Annotated in this window: 14 protein-coding genes; 7 read left to right on the forward strand and 7 right to left on the reverse strand. The window is 61.2% G+C overall.

Annotation, left to right across the window (positions count from 1 at the left end):
• Positions 1 to 103: 103 nt before the first annotated feature.
• The 7 genes from KGA88_RS29960 to KGA88_RS29990 all read right to left on the reverse strand — a co-directional run bounded on the left by KGA88_RS29960 (position 104) and on the right by KGA88_RS29990 (position 14,086).
• Positions 104 to 2,185, reverse strand: a complete 2,082-nt coding sequence (locus KGA88_RS29960) for a putative bifunctional diguanylate cyclase/phosphodiesterase (protein ID WP_223596296.1) — start codon at positions 2,183 to 2,185, stop codon at positions 104 to 106.
• 1,265 nt (positions 2,186 to 3,450) lie between these two features.
• Positions 3,451 to 4,932, reverse strand: coding sequence for an efflux transporter outer membrane subunit (locus tag KGA88_RS29965; protein ID WP_110657744.1), 1,482 nt, complete (start codon positions 4,930 to 4,932; stop codon positions 3,451 to 3,453).
• Positions 4,929 to 8,036 carry an efflux RND transporter permease subunit gene (locus KGA88_RS29970; protein WP_223596354.1) on the reverse strand — a complete coding sequence of 1,036 codons (3,108 nt, stop codon included), beginning with the start codon at positions 8,034 to 8,036 and terminating at the stop codon, positions 4,929 to 4,931. Before KGA88_RS29970 ends, KGA88_RS29965 begins: the two co-directional genes overlap by 4 nt.
• Positions 8,037 to 8,154: 118 nt before the next feature.
• Positions 8,155 to 11,250, reverse strand: coding sequence for an MdtB/MuxB family multidrug efflux RND transporter permease subunit (locus KGA88_RS29975; RefSeq protein ID WP_110657740.1), 3,096 nt, complete (start codon positions 11,248 to 11,250; stop codon positions 8,155 to 8,157).
• Entirely contained in the window at positions 11,247 to 12,563 is a 1,317-nt protein-coding gene (locus KGA88_RS29980; RefSeq protein ID WP_223596298.1) for an MdtA/MuxA family multidrug efflux RND transporter periplasmic adaptor subunit, read from the reverse strand. Before KGA88_RS29980 ends, KGA88_RS29975 begins: the two co-directional genes overlap by 4 nt.
• Positions 12,564 to 12,890: 327 nt before the next feature.
• Positions 12,891 to 13,391: a thiol peroxidase gene (tpx, locus tag KGA88_RS29985; protein WP_223596300.1), complete on the reverse strand. Its 501-nt coding sequence runs from the start codon at positions 13,389 to 13,391 to the stop codon at positions 12,891 to 12,893.
• A 251-nt stretch (positions 13,392 to 13,642) separates the two neighbouring features.
• On the reverse strand, positions 13,643 to 14,086 hold the full coding sequence (locus tag KGA88_RS29990; RefSeq protein ID WP_223596302.1) for an SRPBCC family protein: 444 nt from the start codon (positions 14,084 to 14,086) through the stop codon (positions 13,643 to 13,645).
• Between the two features lie 182 nt (positions 14,087 to 14,268).
• On the opposite strand from KGA88_RS29990, the gene KGA88_RS29995 reads away from it, so the two are divergent.
• The 7 genes from KGA88_RS29995 to KGA88_RS30025 all read left to right on the forward strand — a co-directional run bounded on the left by KGA88_RS29995 (position 14,269) and on the right by KGA88_RS30025 (position 21,118).
• On the forward strand, positions 14,269 to 14,694 hold the full coding sequence (locus KGA88_RS29995; protein WP_223596304.1) for a YciI family protein: 426 nt from the start codon (positions 14,269 to 14,271) through the stop codon (positions 14,692 to 14,694).
• A 577-nt stretch (positions 14,695 to 15,271) separates the two neighbouring features.
• On the forward strand, positions 15,272 to 16,675 hold the full coding sequence (locus tag KGA88_RS30000) for a DUF1254 domain-containing protein (RefSeq protein ID WP_110661946.1): 1,404 nt from the start codon (positions 15,272 to 15,274) through the stop codon (positions 16,673 to 16,675).
• A 14-nt stretch (positions 16,676 to 16,689) separates the two neighbouring features.
• Positions 16,690 to 17,637 (forward strand): transporter, encoded by a 948-nt coding sequence (locus tag KGA88_RS30005; RefSeq protein ID WP_110661945.1) that lies wholly within the window; start codon positions 16,690 to 16,692, stop codon positions 17,635 to 17,637.
• Between the two features lie 8 nt (positions 17,638 to 17,645).
• Positions 17,646 to 18,626 (forward strand): AAA family ATPase, encoded by a 981-nt coding sequence (locus tag KGA88_RS30010; protein ID WP_223596306.1) that lies wholly within the window; start codon positions 17,646 to 17,648, stop codon positions 18,624 to 18,626.
• On the forward strand, positions 18,623 to 19,558 hold the full coding sequence (locus tag KGA88_RS30015) for a DUF58 domain-containing protein (protein ID WP_110661943.1): 936 nt from the start codon (positions 18,623 to 18,625) through the stop codon (positions 19,556 to 19,558). The genes KGA88_RS30010 and KGA88_RS30015 overlap by 4 nt, the downstream gene beginning before the upstream one ends.
• On the forward strand, positions 19,555 to 20,139 hold the full coding sequence (locus KGA88_RS30020) for a DUF4381 domain-containing protein (protein WP_223596308.1): 585 nt from the start codon (positions 19,555 to 19,557) through the stop codon (positions 20,137 to 20,139). Before KGA88_RS30015 ends, KGA88_RS30020 begins: the two co-directional genes overlap by 4 nt.
• Positions 20,126 to 21,118: a vWA domain-containing protein gene (locus KGA88_RS30025; RefSeq protein WP_110663162.1), complete on the forward strand. Its 993-nt coding sequence runs from the start codon at positions 20,126 to 20,128 to the stop codon at positions 21,116 to 21,118. The genes KGA88_RS30020 and KGA88_RS30025 overlap by 14 nt, the downstream gene beginning before the upstream one ends.

The raw sequence follows: 21,118 nt of genomic DNA on the forward strand, positions 1-21,118 counted from the left end.
GCTCCCGTTCGGCTGCGAAGCAGTCGCGATTTCAGTTGACTCTGCAGGCTGAAAAGCGGGGGCCGCTTTGCGACCCAGCGGGAGCAAGCTCCCTCGCCACGGGTCAGCTGGCGACCAGTGCCTCGCCGCGATGGATTTCCATCATGAAACCTGCGGCCGGCAGCGGATGCCCCAGCAGGTAACCCTGCAACGAATCGCAACCGAGTTGCGTCAGGAAGTCTTGCTGCGAGCCCGTCTCCACTCCCTCGGCAACGATGCGCAACCCCAGCGCCTGGCCGAGGGCGACGATGGCCGAAACAATGGCGGCGTCATCGCTGTCGTGCTCCAGGTCGCGGACAAAACCGCGGTCGATCTTCAGTTCATTGGCCGGCAGGCGCTTGAGGTACATCAAACTCGAATAGCCGGTGCCAAAATCGTCGATGGACAGGTCAACGCCCATTTCCGACAGTTCCTGAAGCACCGTCATGCTCGCATCGGCATCGCTCATGGCCGTGGTTTCAGTGATTTCCAGGGTCAGGCTGTTGGCCGGCAGATGGTGAGTGGCCAAGGCCTTGGCGACGCTCTGGACCAGCCCCGCATGGCAAAACTGGATGGCAGAAAGGTTCACCGCGATGCGCCAATCGGTATAGCCCAGCACGTACCACTCGCGCATCTGGCGGCACGCTTCGTTGAGCACCCACTCGCCGATCGGAATGATCAACCCGGTCTTTTCCGCCAGTTCGATGAATTTGTCCGGCAACAGCATTCCTTGCGTCGGGTGCTCCCAGCGCAACAAGGCCTCGGCGCCCACCGGACGGCCATTGGCGGCGTCGAACTTGGGCTGGTAATGCAGGCTGAACTCCTGATGTTCCACGGCATTTCGCAGATCCTGCAGCAATTGCAGCTGCTTGCGCGCGTTGCTGTTCATTGACGCATCGAAAAAGCTGTAGCCGTTTTTACCTGCGCCCTTGGCGTGATACATCGCCGCGTCGGCGTTCATCAGCAACTCGTGGGCGGACTGGCCGTTACCCGGGTAGAGCGCGATGCCGACGCTGGCGGAGATATGCAGATCATGTTCGGTCACCCGGAACGCCCGCGCGATCAACCCGACCTGACGGGCCGCGAGGTTCAAGGCGTCGTTCTGTTCGCTCAATTGCACCAGCAACACGAACTCATCGCCGCCGATCCGCGCCAAGGTGTCCTGGCTGCGCAGGTCTTCGCGCAGACGCTGGGCCACTTCGCGCAACAGCAGATCACCCATATGGTGGCCGAAGGCATCGTTGACCGGTTTGAAGCCGTCCAGATCGATGAACATCAGGGCAAAGCAGCCCCCTTCTTCCCGGACCCGCGACATGGCCTGATCGATTCGGTCGGCGAGCAACGTCCGGTTCGGCAACCCGGTGAGGGTGTCGTGCAGGGCCAGTTGGGTCAATTCCCGGTTGGCCTCGGTCAACGACTGCGCCAGGCTCGCGGTGCGGGCCTCCAGGCGTGCATCGAGGATCGAGGTCAGCAAGGCGATGCTCAGCACCGCCAGCGTGGTGACCAGCACCAGGTTGTCCAGGCCCTTGCCGCTCAGGCCATTGACCGCCGCCCCGCAAAAACTGCCATCGGCAAAACGTGCAGCGGCCATGCCGGTGTAGTGCATGCCGACGATGGCGATGCCCATGATCACAGCGGCGCCGCCACGGATCAGGCGGACATAAGGCGTGTGCTGGCGCAGATGGAAAGCGATCCACAATGCCGCGCCCGATGCACCGACCGCGATCATCAGCGAAGCGCCGAACAGCGTCGGGTCATAATCGATGCCCGGTTGCATGCGCATGGCCGCCATGCCGGTGTAGTGCATCGCGCTGATGCCAGCACCCATGACCAACGCGCCAAAGGCCAGTTGCCAGGCCGGCAATTGCGGCTGGCTGACCAGCCACAGGGCAAAACCGCTGGAGAGCACGCCGATCAGCAGCGACAACAGGGTGATCATGCCGTCGTAACCCAGGTCGATCGGCAACTTGAACGCGAGCATGCCGATAAAATGCATCGACCAGATGCCGACGCCCATGGCAATGGCCCCGCCCGCGGTCCACAAATGCACGGCGCGGCCTTTGGCGGTGGCAATGCGTCCGGTCAGGTCGAGGGCGGTGTATGACGCGAGAATCGCTACGCAGAGCGAAATGATAACCAGGGTGGGGGAATAGCTACCGATGAGCATGGGGACTTCTCGCGAATGCCCCTGTTAATGGTATTGATTCTCGCTGGGGGGCAAATGCGGCGATTGTACTGATTCCAAATGAGAACGCACTCACAAAATAAGCAAAAGGCCATCAGGCCGATGAAACGCCTGTTTTAAGGTTTTACATTAACTCGCATCGTCAACACAAACCTTGTAGGAGCCGGCTTGCTGGCGATGGACTCCAGTGCGCCGCGTTTATCCAGGTCATACGCGTTATCGTTAACGACCATCGCTGGCAAGCCGGCTCCTACAAGGGACCGCGTCCTGATCGAAATGATGTGAACACCAAACTGTAGGAGCCAGCTTGCTGGCGATGGACTCCAGTGCGCCGCGTTTGTCCGGTTCATGCGCGTCATCGTTAACGACCATCGCTGGCAAGCCGGCTCCTACAAGGGACCGCGTCCTGGTCGAAATGATGTGAACACCAAACTGTAGGAGCCGGCTTGCTGGCGATGGACTCAAGTTCGCCGCGTTTATCCCGGTCACACGCGTCATCGTTAACGATCATCGCTGGCAAGCCGGCTCCTACACGGGACCGCGTCCTGGTCGAAATGATGTGAACACCAAACTGTAGGAGCCGGCTTGCTGGCGATGGACTCCAGTGCGCCGCGTTTATCCAGTTTGTACGCGTCATCTTTCACGACCATCGCTGGCAAGCCAGCTCCTACAAGAGACCGCGTCCTGGTCGAAATGATGTGAACACCAAACTGTAGGAGCCGGCTTGCTGGCGATGGACTCCAGTGCGCCGCGTTTGTCCGGTTCATGCGCGTCATCGTTGACGACCATCGCTGGCAAGCCAGCTCCTACAAGGGACCGCGTCCTGGTCGAAATGATGTGAACACCAAACTGTAGGAGCCGGCTTGCTGGCGATGGGCTCCCGTGCGCCGCGTTTGTCCGGTTCATGCGCGTCATCGTTATCCACCATCGCTGGCAAGCCAGCTCCTACAGGTGACCGCGTCCTGGCCGAAATAATGTGAACACCAAACTGTAGGAGCCGGCTTGCTGGCGATGGACTCCAGTGCGCCGCGTTTATCCAGGTCATACGCGTTATCGTTAACGACCATCGCTGGCAAGCCAGCTCCTACAAGGGACCGCGTCCTGGTCGAAATGATGTGAACGCCAGACTGTAGGAGCCGGCTTGCTGGCGATGGACTCCAGTGCGCCGCGTTTATCCGGTTTACAGCGTTATCGTTGTCGACCATCGCTGGCAAGCTAGCTCCTACAGGGATTGCAGGGGTCAACCGTTATTGGTTTTCGCTCACCTCAAGCTGCCCGTCCCAGCCACCGCCCAGGGCGGCAATCAATTGCACGCTGGCTATCAGGCGGCTTTGCAGCAGGTCCAGGTTACTGCGTTCATTGTTCAGTGCTGCGGCCTGGGTCACCACCACATCGATGTACGCGATCAAACCGGCCTTGTACTGGTTCTGGGTCAGGCGCAACGATTCGCGGGCAGCGTCCAATGCCTGTTGGCGCACGACGGCTTCGTCCTCAAGCACCTTGAGCTGCACCAGGAAGTTTTCCACTTCGCGGAATCCGTCCAGCACGGTCTGGCGGTACTTGGCCACCGTTTCGTCGTAGGCCGCTTCACTGCGGTCGACTTCCGCCGAGCGCTGGCCGCCGTCGAACAGGGTCATGGCCAATTGCGGCCCGACCGACCAGAAGCGGTTCGGCAGGCTGAACAAGTCTTTCGAGGTACTGCTGCTGTAACCACCGTTCAAACTCAGGGTCAGGTCCGGGTAATAGGCAGCCTTGGCCACACCAATGTTGGCGTTGGCGGCGATCACCGAGCGTTCGGCCGAAGCGATGTCCGGGCGACGTTCCAGCAACTGCGACGGCAGTGCCAGTGGTACTTGCGGCAACTGCGGAATGTCGCTGCTTTCCGCCAGGCTGAACTCGGCCGGCGGCAGGCCGATCAGCACGGCAATGGCGTTCTCGAACTGCGCGCGTTGCCAGATCAGGTCGATCATATCGGCTTCGGTGCTTTTGAGCTGCGTCTGCGCCTGGGCCACTGCGTCCTTGCCGGAAACCCCGGCGCGGTACTGGTTTTCAGTCATTTTCAGCGAACGCCGGTAGGCCTCGACCGTGTCCTGGAGCAAGCGCTTCTGGCCATCGATCACCCGCAATTGCAGGTAGTTCTGCACCAGTTCCGACTGTTGGCTCAGGCGCATGGCCGCCAGGTCGGCAAAGCTCGCCTGGGCATTGGCCGTATCGGCTTCGAGGCCACGCCGCAATTTGCCCCAGATGTCGGCCTCCCAACTGACCCCGGCCTGGGCGGTATAGGTGTCGCGGATACCACTGGAAGAGCTGCTGAGGCTAGAGCTGCTGCTGCCAGTGCCTTGGCTGGAACGGGTCTTGCCGGCCGTCAGGTCGACCGTCGGAAAGAACGCCCCACGGGCACTGCGCACCAGCGCCTGGGCCTGACGGTATTGGGCTTCGGACTGGGCCACGGTCTGGTTCGAGCTGTTGAGTTTCTCGATCAGGCCATTGAGCTGTCGGTCGCCGTACAACTCCCACCACGCACCACGCGCCAAGGCATCGCTCGGATTGGCCTGGCGCCAGCCTTCTGCGGCCTTGTACTGCGCTGGCTCGGCGGTTTGCGGGCGCTGGTAATCCGGGCCGACGGCGCAGGCACTGAGCATCGCCACGCACAGAGACAGGCTCAACAAACGCGAGCCTCGGGCCGTGATCAGCGGTGCAGCCAGGTTGAAAAGCGAACGTTCAGTCATAGCGGAGTTTCCAGAGCAGCATCGGTACGCACCCCACGCCATTTATTGAAGCGATGGCGCAGTTTGTCGAGATAGAGGTAGACCACCGGGGTGGTGTATAGCGTCAGCACCTGGCTGAAGATCAGCCCGCCGATGATCGTCAGGCCCAGCGGCTGGCGCATTTCCGCCCCTTCGGCGCGGCTGAGCAGCAGCGGCAAGGCACCGAGGATCGCCGCCAGGGTGGTCATCAGGATCGGCCGCAAACGTTGCAGGCAGGCACTGCGAATCGATTCCAGCGGTGCCATGCCCTGATGACGCTCCAGCTGTAACGCCAGGTCGATCATCAGAATGGCGTTTTTCTTCACCACGCCGATCAGCAGAAACAGCCCCAGCAACGAAATCAGGCTGAATTCGCCGCCCAGCGCATAGATCGACAGCAACGCACCGACCCCGGCCGACGGCAGCGTGGACAGAATGGTCAGCGGGTGAATGTAGCTTTCGTACAACACGCCGAGCACCAGATACACCGCCACCAGGGCACCGAGAATCATGAACGGCTGGCTCTTTTGCGTGGCGGCAAAGGCGTCGGCGGTGCCGGCCATTTTCACGATCACGTCTTCCGGCAAGCCCACCTTGGCAATCGCCCGCTCGATGGCGGCGGTGCCCTGCTCCACGGTCACGCCTTCGGCCATGTCGAAGGAAATGCTCTCCGAGGCAAACTGGCCCTCGTGGCTGACCCGGTCGTCTTCCAGGCTGTTTTCGTAATGAGCGATGGTCGACAACGGGATCCGCGCGCCGTCGGCGGTAATGACCTGGACCTGCTTGAGGGTGATCGGGTCCTGGGCGTATTTCGGATTGACCTCCATCACCACCTGATACTGGTTGAGGCTGTCGTAGATGGTCGAAATCTGCCGCTGGCTGTAGGCGTTGTTCAGCACCGCCGTGACCATGTCCATGTCGACACCCAGGCGCTTGGCCTGGTCGCGGTCGACGATCAGGGTCACTTGCCGGGCACCCCGGCCTTCACGGGCATCGATCGCCGTCAGTTCGGGCAAGGCCCTGAGCGCGGTGACGACTTTCGGATACCACTCGCGCAACGCCCCCAGATCCCCGCTCTGCAGGATGTACGAATACTGCGAGGTAGTCTGCTCGCGGCCGCCACCGAATTGCAGGTCCTGGTCCGCCATGAGCATCAGTTGCGCGCCGGGAACCTTGGGCATTTCCTTGCGCAGGCGTTCGATGACTTTCTGCGCGGAAATGTTGCGCTCCTTGATCGGCTTCAGGCGCACCAGCATGAAGGCGTTGTTGGTGCCGTTGGTGCCGCCGATGAACCCGGCAACGCTTTCCACCGCTTCGTCCTTCAACACAGCCCGGCGGAAAATTTCCATCTTCGGCTGCATCACGCTGAACGACAGGCCGTCGTCGCCGCGTACGAAACCGATCAGTTGCCCTGTATCTTGCTGAGGCATAAACGTTTTAGGAACAACAACATAGAGTGCAATGTTAACGCCAATTGTCACAAACAGACTGAGCAATGTCAGACGCTTGTGGCGCAGCACCCAGTCGAGGCTGGTGGCGTATTTGCCGACCATCCATTCATTGGCCCGTTGGCTCCAGCGTTGCAGACGGTTCTCCTGCCCCGGCGTGTGCGGCTTGAGCCAACGGGCGCAGAGCATCGGCGTCAGGGTCAGCGACACCACCAGCGAGACCACGATGGCCGCCGCCAGGGTGATGGAAAACTCGCGGAACAGGCTTTCGATGATCCCGCCCATGAACAGGATCGACAGGAACACCGCTACCAGCGACACGTTCATCGACAGCAAGGTAAAGCCGACTTCCTGGGCGCCCAGGTACGCCGCCTTCATCGGCCGCACGCCTGCGTCGATGTGCCGGGAAATGTTCTCCAGCACCACGATGGCATCGTCCACCACCAGCCCGGTGGCCAGGATCAGCGCCATCAGCGACAGGTTGTTCAGCGAAAAGCCGTAGAGGTACATCACGGCAAAGGTGCCGACCAGCGATACCGGCACCGCCAGGGTCGGGATCAGCGAGGCGCGGAAGTTACCGAGAAACAGGAACACCACCAGGATCACCAGTGCCACGGCGATCAGCAGGGTCATTTCCGCCTCGTGCAGTGTCGCCTTGATCACCGGCGAACGGTCCATGGCGAGGTTCAGCTTGACGCTGGCCGGCAGCACCGCCTGCAACGCCGGCAATTGCGCCTTGATCTCGTTGACCGTCTCGATGATGTTGGCACCGGCCTGGCGGTTGATCACCAGCAGCACCGCCGCGTCGTCGTTGAAGAAGCCGCTGTTGTAGCGGTCCTCGACGCCGTCGCTGACCTTGGCCACATCCTTCAGGCGCAGGGCCGCGCCGCCGTTGTAGTGGATGATCAGCGATTCGTAGTCCTTGGCTTTTTCCAGCTGGTCGTTGGCCTGGACCTGCCACAGCCGCTGGTCATCTTCGACCGAGCCCTTGGGCCGGCGCACGTTGGCATTGGCGATGGTGTTGCGCACATCGTCCAGGGCCACGCCGTACTGGTTCAGCGACTGCGGTTCGAGTTCGATACGTACCGCCGGCAGGGAACTGCCGCCGATCTGCACCTCGCCCACGCCCTGCACCTGGGACAGGCTCTGGGACAGGATCGTCGAGGCCAGGTCATAGAGCTGGCCTTTTTCCAGCACGTCCGAGGTCAGCGACAGTACCATGATCGGCGCCTGGGATGGGTTGACCTTCTTGTAGGTCGGCATGCTGCGCATCCCGCTCGGCAGCAGGGTGCGCGAGGCATTGATAGCCGCTTGCACTTCCCGCGCCGCACCATTGATGTCGCGGTCCAGGTCAAATTGCAGGATCACCCGGGTCGAACCCTGGCTGGAGCGGCTGCTCATGGTGTTGACCCCGGCGATGGTGCCGAAGGAGCGCTCCAGCGGCGTGGCCACGGTCGACGCCATGACCTCGGGGCTCGCCCCGGGCAGGCTGGCCTGGACCACGATCACCGGAAAGTCCATTTGCGGCAGCGGCGACACGGGCAGCAAACCGAAGCTCACACCGCCCAGCAGCATGATCGCCAGGCTCAGCAACATGGTCGCGACCGGGCGCTTGATGAAAGGTCCCGAAAGGTTCATCGATGGCGGCCCCCTGTGGGAGCGGGCTTGCTCGCGAAGAGGGCTTTGCATTCAACATCCTTGTCGACTGACCGGATGCCTTCGCGAGCAAGCCCGCTCCCACAGGTCACGCAGGCCGTCATACCGCCGTCTCCTGCGCACCGGTCTTGCCAAAACGACGTCCCAACCGATCGAAATACAGGTAAATCACAGGCGTAGTGAACAACGTCAGAACCTGGCTCAGCAGCAAACCGCCAACCATCACCAGACCCAGCGGCTGGCGCAGTTCCGCACCGGAACCGGTGGCCAGCATCAACGGCACGGCACCGAACAACGCCGCCAGGGTGGTCATCAGGATCGGCCGGAAACGCAGCAAGGCGGCCTGATAGATCGCCGTTTGCGGGTCCATGCCTTGGTTGCGCTCAGCGTCGAGGGCGAAGTCGATCATCATGATCGCGTTTTTCTTCACGATGCCGATCAGCAGGATGATGCCGATGATCGCGATCATGCCCAGGTCATTGCCGCTCAGGATCAACGCCAGCAAGGCGCCGACCGCCGCTGAAGGCAAAGTCGACAGAATGGTGATCGGATGGATGTAGCTCTCGTAGAGCACGCCCAGCACGATGTACATGGTCACCACCGCCGCCAGGATCAGCAGCAAGGTGCTCGACAACGAAGCCTGGAAAGCCTCCGCCGCGCCCTGGAACTGGGTCTGCACGCCAATCGGCATGCCGATGTCCTTCTGCACCTGCTCGATGATCTCGACGGCATGCCCCAGCGCCACGCCGGGTGCCAGGTTGAAGGACATCATCACCGCCGGGAACTGGCCGATGTGGGTGATCGCCAGTTGCGCCTGACGCTCCTCGACATGCGCCAGGCTGGACAGGCGTACTTGCCCGCCATCGGTGGTCTTGACGTGAATCTGGTTCAACGCATCCGGGCCGATTTTCTCGCCGGACTGCGATTGCAGCACCACGCGATATTGGCTGGCCTGGGTGTAGATCGTGGAGATCTGCCGCTGGCCGAAGGCGTCGTACAGTGCATCGGTGATGTTCGATACCGACACACCGACCCGCGACGCCGCATCGCGGTCGATCACCAGGTAGACCTGCAAGCCTTTGTCCTGCAAATCGCTGGCCACGTCGGTAAGCTCCGGCCGCTCGGCCAGGGCCTCGACCAGGCGCCCGCTCCACAGGCTGAGCAACTCCGAATCCGGCGACGACATGCTGAACTGGTACTGCGTACGGCTGACCCGGTCTTCGATGGTCAGGTCCTGCACCGGCTGCATGAACAGGCGGATACCGACGAGTTTGTCCAGTTCCGGTTGCAGGCGGGCGATCACTTGCATAGCGCTCAGGTCACGGTCGTGGTGCGCCTTGAGGTTGATCAGCAAGCGACCGCTGTTGAGTGTTGAGTTGTCGCCATCGACGCCTATATAGGACGACAGGCTCTCGACGGCCGGGTCGGCCAGGATCACCTTGGCCAGTTCCTGCTGGCGTTCGCTCATGGCGGCGAAGGAAATCGATTGCGGCGCTTCGGAAATACCCTGGATAACACCGGTGTCCTGCACCGGGAAGAAGCCCTTGGGCACCACCATGTACAGGAACACCGTCAGCGCCAGAGTGCCGATGGCCACCATCAAGGTCAGCGGCTGGTGCCTGAGCACCCACTGCAACTTGCGTCCGTAGGCGGCGATCATCCAGTCGATGAACGCACCGCTGGCACGGTAGAAACGGCCCTGCTCCTCTTCCTTGGGTTCACGCTTGAGCAACCGCGCGCACATCATCGGCGTCAGGGTCAGGGAAACCACCAGGGAAATCAGGATCGCCACCGCGAGCGTAATGGCAAACTCGCGGAATAGCCGCCCGACCACGTCCGCCATGAACAGCAGCGGGATCAGCACGGCGATCAGCGACAACGTCAGGGAGATCAGGGTGAAACCGATCTGCTTGGCGCCCTTGAGCGCCGCGTTCAACGGGCTGTCGCCCTCCTCGATGAAGCGCGAAATGTTCTCCAGCATGACGATTGCATCGTCCACCACGAAACCGGTGGCGATGGTCAGGGCCATCAGGGTCAGGTTGTTGACCGAGAACCCGGCCAGGTACATCACGCCGAAGGTACCGATCAACGACAACGGCACGGCCACCGACGGAATGATCGTGGCACTGGCGCGACGCAGGAACAGGAAGGTGACCATGACCACCAGGGCGATGGCGATCAGCAATTCGTGCTGTACGTCCTTGACCGAGGCGCGGATGGTCTGGGTGCGGTCGGTCAGCACCACCACGTCGAGGCCGGCCGGCAGGTTGTCGGTGATGCTCGGCAGCAGGGCCTTGATCCGGTCCACCACCTCGATGACGTTGGCGCCGGGCTGGCGCTGGATGTTCAGCAGCACGGCCTGGTTCTCGTTGGCCCACGCCGCGAGCCGCTCGTTCTCGGCGCCGTCGACGATTTCCGCGACGTCCTTGAGCCGCAACGGCGCGCCATTGGCGTAGGCCAGGATCAGGTTGGCGTAGTCCTTGGGCGAGGTCAGTTGATCGTTTGCATCGAGCATCGAGACCCGGGTCGGGCCGTCGAAGTTGCCCTTGGGCTGATTGACGTTGGACGCGCCGATCAGCGTGCGCACGTCCGACAGGTTCAAGCCGTTGGCCGCCAGGGCCTCGGGGTTGACCTTGATGCGCACGGCCTGACGCTGGCCACCGGCAATGCTGACCATGCCGACGCCGCTGATCTGGGCAATTTTCTGCGCCATGCGCGTATCGACCAGATCGTTGAGCTTGGGCAACAGCATGGTCTTGGAGGTGATGGCCAGGGTCAGCACCGGTGTATCGGCCGGGTTGACCTTGTTGTACACCGGCGGTGCCGGCAGGTCCTTGGGCAGCAAGTTGGTCGCGGCATTGATCGCCGCCTGCACCTGTTGCTCGGCCACGTCCATGTTGATGTCGAGGCTGAACCGCAGGGTCAGCACCGACGCTCCGCCGGAACTGGTGGAAGCCATTTGCGTCAGGCCGGGCATTTGCCCGAATTGTCGTTCAAGGGGGGCGGTGACCGCGCTGGTCATCACATCCGGGCTGGCGCCGGGATACAGGGTCATGACGCGAATGGTCGGGTAATCGACCTGAGGCAGCGCCGAAACTGGCAGCAACCGATACGCGATCACACCGGCCAGAATAATGGCCAGCATGCTCAGCGTGGTGGCTACCGGGCGAAGGATGAACAGCCGCGAGAGATTCATGCGCCGCCCTTTTTCGCCTTGTCAGTGGTCGCAGGCCCTGCCGCGTTGACCGCCGATTTGCCCTGCAGGTGTTCGGTCGGCGTGGTTGGCACGTCCTGGCTATCGTTGACTACCTCCACGTCACTGCCGTCCTTCAGGCGGTCGGTTCCTTCCAATACGACCCGCTCGCCCGCCGACAGGCCTTCGGTGACCACGGTGTTCAGGCCATCGCTGGCGCCGACTTTCAACTGACGGATCTTGACCTTCTTGTCACCGTCCATGGCATAGACAAACGTGCCGTTGGTGCCGAACTGGATCGCGGCGGAAGGCGCGAGCACTACGCCTTTGAGGGTGTCGGCCAGCAGGCGCACATTGACGAACTGGTTGGGGAACAGCGACTGGTCACGGTTCTCGTAACGGGCCTTGAACTTCAGGGTGCCGGTGGTGACGTCGATCTGGTTGTCCAGGCTCTGCAATACGCCGGTGGCCTGCAGTTTGGTATCACCGCGATCCCAGGCTTCAGCCGGCAATTTGGCGCCGCTGCGATAACGCGCGAGCACGGTGTCGAGGCTGTTTTCCGGCAGGGTGAAGGCCACGCTGATCGGCTGGGTCTGGGTGATGATCGCCAGTGCCGTGGTGTCGTTGGCCGCTACCAGGTTGCCGACATCCAGTTGACGCAGGCCGACGCGACCGGTGATCGGCGCGCGGATCTTGGTGAATTCGAGGTTGAGCTTGGCATCGTTGACCGCTGCCTGATTGGTCTTGACCGTGCCCTGGAATTGACCGACCAGTGCTTCGGCGGTGTCCAGGGTCTGCTTGGCAATGCTGTCTTCGCGGTACAGGCCGCGATAGCGCTCGACGTCGACCTGGGCGTTTTTCAGCTGCGCCTGATTCTGCAGCAAGGTGCCTTCGGCCTGGAGCAAGGCGTTCTGGTACGGGCGCGGGTCGATTTCTGCCAGCAGGTCGCCCGCCTTGACCATCTGCCCTTCTTCGAAAGAGATCTTGACCAGCTCACCGCCGACGCGGCTGCGCACATTGATGGTGTTCAGTGCCGTGACCGTGCCCAGCGCCTTGAAATACAGCGGGAAGTCACCGATGACTGCCGGCGCCACGCGCACCGGTACCGGTCCGGACGCACCGCCGAACCCCGGACGCATCCCCCCCGACCGGCCGGTATGCCCGGCGACGGCTTTCTGCCCCGCAGCCTCTTTGGGTGCAGCGCTGCCGGGCCAGAATTTCCAGCACAGGGCGGCGATGACCAGCAGGACAAGCAGGCCGAACAGCCAGCGACGAGGACTACGGGAAGCGGAGGATTGCATTGAGTGATCAACCATTGGGCGCGTGGGCTTTTTTTACATGAGGCTGAACGATAAGCACTGGCGGGTCTTAAGCAAAGCGCCTTTACCGGCAATTTACCTTTGGCTTACGTAGCAGGAGTTTTGTGTAAGACACTGAAGCACAAATGAAAACGGTGTGGACAGAGAGTAATGCCGTTCAGTTGACTGTAGGAGCGAGCTTGCTCGCGATGGTCGTTAACGATAACGCGTGTCTACTGACTACACGCAGCGTTCTTGAGTCCATCGCGAGCAAGCTCGCTCCTACAACGTCTCTAACTGAACAACATTATTGACAGCGGGGGTGTTAACAATTGTAAAGCCGACTTACTTGAGAACAGCAAGGGCCGCGTCGTAGTTCGGCTCGTCAGCGATTTCGCCAACCAGTTCGCTGTGCAGCACGTTGTCGTTTTCGTCCAGCACGACCACGGCACGGGCGGTCAGGCCTTTCAGTGGGCCGTCAGCGATGGCCACGCCGTAGTTCTCGATGAACTCGGCGCCACGCAGGGTCGACAGGTTCTGGACGTTTTCCAGGCCTTCGGCGCCGCAGAAACGCGCCTGGGCGAACGGCAGGTCAGCGGAGATGCACAGTACGACAGTGTTGGTCACTTCGCTGGCCTTGACGTTGAACTGGCGCACGGAAGTGGCGCAGGTCGGGGTATCAATGCTTGGGAAGATATTCAGCACTTTGCGCTTGCCGGCAAAGTCTTTGAGGGTAACGTCGGACAGATTGCCGGCAACCAGGGAAAAGGCTGGTGCCTTGGAACCGGCTTGTGGCAGTTGGCCGTTGACTTGAACAGGGTTGCCTTTAAGAGTGACTTGAGCCATGAACGGAGTCCTTCTGAACGTTGTGGTGGAGAGTTTTGACGAGGCCGAAGTTAACCACGAAATTGTCCGACGACCTATGGTCAAACATAAATTGTCATGCATCAGCGCACAAAATTGGATACACGCGCTTTCTCATTCACTCCAAGACCCTGTGGGAGAGGGCTTGCTCGCGAAAACGATGGCACATCCAGCATCGCAGTGACTGACCTATCGCATTCGCGAGCAAGCCCGCTCCCACAAGGCCAGTGCTGTCATTTGAGCAATGCCAGCATATTGCGATGCCGCGCCGCGAAAATCCGTCGCATGTAGCCGTTGACCAGCAGCCACTCCAGCGGCGCGCCTCCAATCGCCGAATACGCCACCCGGTCGGTATATAGCGTACCGCCCTCTCCTGCCTCGACCCGATGTTCATGACGAAAGGCGCGCATCGGCCCGCTGAGCATCTCGTCGATGAAATGCCGCTCGCCGACCTCGCGGATTACCACCGTCCAACTCGATGGAATCACATTGAACATCCAGTGGCGAAAGCAAAATTGCCGCCCGGCTTCAATCCGCAGGTTGCTCCGGTCGATATCGCCCAGCGGGGTAATGCGCTCGGGGAAAATCTTCGGAAAGTTGACCCCTTCCAGGCAGAAATCGAGGACCTGTTCGGGCGTGCGGCCGGGGATGAGCGTGGTGAGTTCCAGGATGGGCACGAAGGACACACTCCATGGGTCGATAGTCAAGCCGGTCACAGATACCGGAGCGTGCACCGGATGTCGAAAATAAACCTACGCTTGGCGCCATCAACAACAGTTTTTTATTGGCAGTCCTGTCGATTTGCCTCGCGGCCATTCGACCAGGCAGTGAGTCACTCAATAACAACGGAGAGAACACCATGCGATTTATGATCATCATCAAGGCCAGCGCCGATTCCGAAGCCGGCGTGATGCCCAGCCAGGAACTGCTGACGGCCATGGGCAACTACAACGAAGAACTGGTCAAGGCCGGCGTCATGCTCGCAGGCGAAGGCTTGCACCCCAGCAGCAAAGGCGCTCGTGTCAGGTTTTCGGGGCCGCAACGCTCGGTCATCGACGGCCCCTTCATCGAAACCAAGGAACTGATCGCCGGCTTCTGGTTGTGGAAAGTGAAATCCAGGGAAGAAGCCATCGAATGGGTCAAGCGTTGCCCTAACCCGATGCCGGGCACCGAAGCCGAAATCGAGATTCGCCAGGTGTTCGAGGCCGAAGACTTTGGCGCCGAATTCACCCCGGAACTGCGTGAACAGGAAGAACGGGTGTGGGAGCAGGCAAAGAAAAACTGACGGACAGATTCCCGTGGGAGCGGACTTGCTCGCGAAGAGGTCGTGTCAGGCAACATCAACGCTGGATGACACACCGCTTTCGCGAGCAAGCCCGCTCCCACCTTGACTAAACAGTCACTCAACTTGCTCCGGCAAGCCCTTGATCCGTATTAACTTTTTAGTACACGAAAATATCGAGAACTTGCGCGCAAAACGAAAGAATTAATTCATTCGACTGGCTAAGCCGTGGTTAGATGCTAACTTCATCTGACGCGTCCTACAGGCTTGATCGGAAAGGGATTACGCAGTAACGGCCTGACAAAAGTGCCGAGTAGCCAATGAGCCACCAGGGAACCGGGGGAATCATGTTGAAAAGAATGGAGATGCACGCCTTGTTATTGGTGAATCTGCGTGTGCCTGACTTTTATGCCCGGACACACCACGACTCCCCGTCAAACCTGCCACCCGCCGCCAGGTATCCGACTGGCACGCCCTCCTTTCCCGCGCTCCATTCCGTCCGGACTGAGTGCCCGCAACATTCTCAATGTATTCGCCGAGCTACCACCGCACTACCAGCTCAGGCCATAAGGATTTCTCCATGAACGTTGCCTTTCGCGCAGCCGGCTTCAGCCTGATTGCTCTCAGCACCTGCACCTGGGCCGACTTCAGCGCCAGCCCGGAAGAAGCCCGGGCCATCGCCAGGGAGGCTTACCTGTACGGTTTCCCGGTGGTGGAGATGTACAAGACGCTCTACACCCAGGCCGTGGACAAGAAGAGCCCGAACTTCAAGGCGCCGTTCAACCAGATCGGCAATACCGCCAAGGCCTTCACCGCCAAGGACACCGCGTTTGTCACACCGAACGCCGACACGCCCTACTCCTTTGTCTGGATGGATTTGCGCGCCGAGCCACTGGTACTGACACTGCCGCCCATCGAAGAGCATCGTTATTACTCGGTGCAACTGATCGACGCTTATACGCAGAACTTTGCGTACCTGGGCACCCGCAGCACCGGCAACAATGGCGGGTATTTCATGATCGCCGGGCCAGGGTGGCAGGGCCAGCAGCCGCAGAACATCGATCGCTTGCTGCGCAGTGAAAGCAACATCGCCTATGCGCTGTACCGCACGCAGTTGTTTGATGAAAAGGACCTGGCCAAGGTCAAGCAGATCCAGAAGGGTTACAAGGTTGAAACCCTGAGCCATTACGTCAAACAGAAAGCGCCGCCTGCCGCAGCGAAGATCGACTGGCCAAAACCCACGCCGACCATGAGCGAAACCCCGGACCTGTTCCGCTACTTGAACTTCATGTTGTCGTTCACCCCGACCCAGGACGTGGAAAAAGACCTGATGGCGCGCTTCGCCAAGATCGGCATCGAGGCAGGCAAGCCATTCAACGTGAACACGCTCAGCGCCGAGCAGCGCAAGGCGCTGGAAGACGGGATCAGCGACGCCAAGGCCGGGTTTGCCGAGTTCAAGAAAACCAAGGTCGATACCCACGAGGTCACCAGCGGTGATTTCTTCGGCACCCGCGATCACCTCAAAGGCAACTACCTGTACCGCTACGCCGGCGCCAACATGGGAATCTTCGGCAACTCCGCTGAAGAGGCGAACTACATCGGTTATTTCGTCGACAAGGACGGCAAACCGGTCGACGCCTCGAAAAATGACTACACCCTGCATTTCGACAAGGGCGCCCTGCCCCCGGCCGATGCGTTCTGGTCCCTGACCCTGTACGACGGCAAGAACAAGCTGCTGGTGGCCAACCCGCTCAATCGCTACCTGATCAATTCGCGCATGCTGCCTGACCTCAAGCTCGATGCGGACGGCGGCCTGACCTTATACGTGCAGCACAAGGCGCCGGCCAAAGACCTGCAAAGTAATTGGCTGCCGGCACCGAACGGGCCGTTCTACGGGATTTTGCGCCTGTATCTGCCACAACCGGAAGTCACCAACGGTCAATGGAAAATGCCGTTGCTGACACCCGTTACCCCACAACAATAATCGGAGTCAGTCACATGATCAGGCCTTTCGTAGTGCGCCCCCTGTTGGCGCTGTGCATGGTCAGCGCTAGCCCATTGGTACTGGCGGCCGAGGGTGGTGTCGGACGGCCGATTACCGGCCAGCAAGTGTTCTCCAATGCCGGGATCGTGCCCCCGGAGCCGGGTTGGGTCATGTCCCTGACCAGCATCTGGTACGACGGCGACCTCAAGGGCAACGCCCAGATTCCTTTGGTGGGTGCCGCCAGTACCGGGCTGGACATGAAGGTTTCCTACACCATGGCCAACTTCACCCATGTCTGGGACACCGGCAAGGGCCGCTGGAACTATGCATCGGCCGTCGGCGTTCCGGTGCAGTACACCGACATATCGGCCAACATCACCGGGCCCCGCGGTCGAACGCTGGGTTCCTCCGACACCGGCACCCAGTTCGCCGACATGCTGGTGACACCGATTGCCGCCGGCTATCACTTCGACGAACTCAATCACATCGCGTTCTCCCTGCCGATCTACGTGCCGACCGGTGCCTACAACGACGATCGCCTGGCCAACCCCGGACAGAACAATTACACCTTCATGCCGACCGTGGCGTTCACTCACCTGGACGGCAAGGGCGGCGAATTCACACTGTCGAGCGGCCTGGAGTTCTACACCGAGAACGACTCCACCGATTATCGCAACGGCAATATCTACACGCTCGATGCACTGTGGACCCATGGTTTTGGCAACGGCTGGAACGCCGGTATCGCAGCCGGTTACATCCAGCAGGTCACGGATGACTCGGGGTCCGGTGCCGACAGCGGCTTCCGCGGACGTTCCGTGGGTGCCGGACCGACAGTGGGCTGGACCGGCAAGTTCGCCGACGCCCAGGCCAACTTCAATGCGCGCTGGGTGCCGGAGTTCGACACCAAGAACCGCCCTGAAGGCAACGGTATCAGCGTCAACATGACCCTGGCGTTTTTCTAGGAGACCGCATGAGCGCACTCAACGACCTCAATGCCCTGCAAGCCAGCATCGCCGAAGCGGTGCTCGGCCAGGACCAGGTGATCCGGCAGATGCTCGTCGGCTTGCTGGCCAACGGGCATTTGCTGCTCGAAAGTTTGCCCGGCCTGGCCAAGACCCGCACGGTCAAGTCACTGGCCAAACACCTGGATGCGAAGATGAGTCGCATCCAGTTCACCCCCGATTTGCTGCCCTCGGACATCACTGGCGCCGAGGTGCTGCATCAGGTCGAAGGCAAGAACGAAATCCGCTTCCAGCCAGGTCCCCTGTTCGGCAACCTGATCCTCGCCGACGAAATCAACCGCGCACCGGCCAAGGTCCAGGCGGCGCTGCTCGAAGCCATGGAAGAACGCCAGATCACCGTGGCCGGCAACAGCCATGCGCTGCCGGACCTGTTCATCGTGGTCGCGACCCAGAACCCGATTGAGCAGGAAGGCACCTATCCGCTGCCGGAAGCGCAGATGGACCGTTTCCTGATGAAGGTGCTGCTCGATTACCCGAGCGCGGAAAACGAAAGCCAGGTGCTGCGCCTGTTGCGTGAAGAAGAACAGGCACTCGGCGCCAAGACGGCTGCGGTGCAGGGCTTTTCATTGTCCCAGGACGTGGTGTTCGCCGCGCGCCGGGAAGTCAGCGCGGTGCACGTATCCCCCGCCATCGACCGCTACCTGATCGACCTGATCAATGCCACCCGCCATCCCGCCGACTACGACGCCGATCTCGGCCGCTGGATCAGCATCGGCGCCAGCCCGCGCGGCGGTATCGGCCTGGATCGTTGCGCGCGGGCCGACGCCTGGTTGCAGGGCCAGGATTTCGTTTCGCCAGACAACGTCCGCGCCGTGGTGCACCCGGTGCTGCGCCATCGCCTGCAACTGAGCTACGACGCGGTGGCCGATGGCGTGATCGCCGATCAGGTGCTCGACCGCCTGCTCGATAAAGTGGCGATTCCCGCGTGAACATTGATGGCCTGGTGTATGTCTCCCTGGCGCAGTTGATGGCCCTGGAGTTCAAGGCCCGTGACCTGAGTTTCCTGGCGCGCCAGCCCCAGGGCAGCATCCTGGCCGGCAACCACGCTTCGCGCTTGCGTGGTCGGGGCCTGAACTTCGATGAACTGCGCCGCTATCAGCCCGGAGACGATTTGCGCCATCTCGACTGGCGCGCGTCCCTGCGCACCGGCAAACCGGTGGTACGCACATTCACCGAGGAGCGCGATCGTCCGGCGCTGATCCTCGTTGACCAGCGCATGTCGATGTTCTTTGGCTCGCAACGCAGCTTCAAATCCGCCGTCGCCGCCGAGCTCGGCGCCCTGGCGGCGTGGATGGTGTTCAACGCCGGCGACCGCGTCGGTGGGCTGGTCTTCAACGATCAACGCATCGACAGCATCGCCCCGCTGCGCAGTCGCAAACGGATCGAGGCGCTGTGCAGCCGCATTGCCCAGCAGAACCAAGAGCTCAATGCCGCCAACCCGGATGCCGAAGGCGAAGACCAACTCGACAAGGTCCTGCAACACTGCCTGGCCGTGGCCGGTCACGATCACTTGATCTGTATCGTCAGCGACTTCGCCGGGGCCGGCGAACGCACCTTGCAACTGATGCGGCAACTGGCGGCCCACAACGACGTGATTGCCATGCAGGTCTATGACCCGTTGGCGCTCAACCTACCGAAAAACGGTCGTTTGCTGATCACCCAAGGGCAATTGCAGGTGGAACTGGCGGTAGAGCGACGCCAGGTGCACCAGCCACTCGGTGATTTTCTCAGCGGCAGGCTCAAGGACGTCGCGACCTTACTGCGCCGCAGCCAGGTACCGCTGATGATGTTCAGCACCGCCACCGAAGCCCACGAACAACTGCGCGCCGAACTGGGCAAGCTCAGCGGAGGGCGCCGATGAACCCCAACATCCCGAGCATCGATCAACTCAAGGAAATGGCACTGCCGGAGCCTGTCAGTTACGTGCCGCAAACCTGGGGTTGGTGGGTGTTGCTGGCGCTCTTGATCGTCGCACTGGTGGTCACAGGCGCACGGCGATACTGGCAATGGCGGCGCGATCGTTACCGGCGCGAGGCGTTGCTGCGGCTGGAGGAGTTGCAGCAGCGCAGCAATGACCTGAGCGCGCTGCGCGAGCTTCCGGAGCTGCTCAAACGCGTCGCGATCTCTATACCGAACGCAAAACCTGTGGGAGCGGGCTTGCTCGCGAAGAGGCCATTACATTCAAAATTGATGTCGACTGAAAGGACGTCTTCGCGAGCAAGCCCGCTCCCACAGGGGTCTCCTGCTGCATTGGGGAAAGAGGACTGGCAGGCGTTTTTGCAGCGCCACAGTAAACAGCCGCTGCCCGCCGACTTCAGCCAGCAACTCTCGCTGCTCGCCTACGCCCCCGACGCAACATTGCGGGCCCTGCCCCCAGACCAGCGCCAGCAACTGTTCAACACCTGCAAAACCTGGGTGGAGCGTCATCATGTGGCAGCTTGATTACCCCTGGCTGCTGATCCTGCTGCCGCTGCCGTGGTTCGGCTATCGCTATCTGCCCGATTACCGCGAAGCGCGCAGCGCCGTGCGTGTCCCGTTTTTTGCGGCGATGAGCCGGGCGGTCGGGCAGGCCCCGAGCCAGGCCGGCACCCGCAGCAACCGCTGGCAGCTACTCCTGAACCTGCTGCTCTGGACGCTGTTGCTGGTGGCGGCGAGCCGGCCGGTGCTGGTGGAAAAACCTATCGAACGCCAGCAACCGGTGCGCGACCTGATGTTGGCCATCGACATTTCCCAGTCGATGGAAACCACTGATTTCACCGACGCCAACGGCCAGAAAATCAATCGCCTGGCCGCAGTCAAGGAAGTGGTGCACGGGTTCATCGACAAGCGTAAAGAAGATCGAATCGGACTGATCGTGTTCGGCACCGGAGCTTATCCGCAGGCGCCGTTGACCCTCGATCACGCCAGCCTGTCGCTGCTGCTGGACGACACCGGCATCGGCATGGCCGGCCCCAACACGGCCATCGGCGACGCCATCGGCTTGAGCCTGAAACTGTTGGATCAGGCCCACGAACAGGAGAAAGTGCTGATCCTGCTCACCGACGGCAACGATACCAGCAGCGCTATCACCCCGGACCACGCCGCCGCCATGGCCGCGGCCAAAGGCGTGGTGATTCACACCATCGGCATTGGCGACCCGAATGCCGAAGGCGAAGCCAAGGTCAACCTGCAAGGCTTGCAGGACATCGCCCAAGCCACGGGCGGACGCTTCTTTCGCGCCGAGGACCGCAACGCCCTGGATCAGGTCTACAGCACCCTGGACAAACTCACCCCGCATGAGGTCAAAACCCTCAGCCACCAGCCCAAACGCGACCTGTTCTGGTGGCCGCTGGGCGCTGCCATTGCCCTGCTGGCGATTTATCACCTGGGCGCCCTGCTGCTTCCTCGCCTGATGCTCGCCCGTCAACGGCAGGAGGCCTGA

It is taken from the genome of Pseudomonas sp. A-R-19, from assembly GCF_019956575.1.
Classification (GTDB): Bacteria; Pseudomonadota; Gammaproteobacteria; order Pseudomonadales; family Pseudomonadaceae; genus Aquipseudomonas.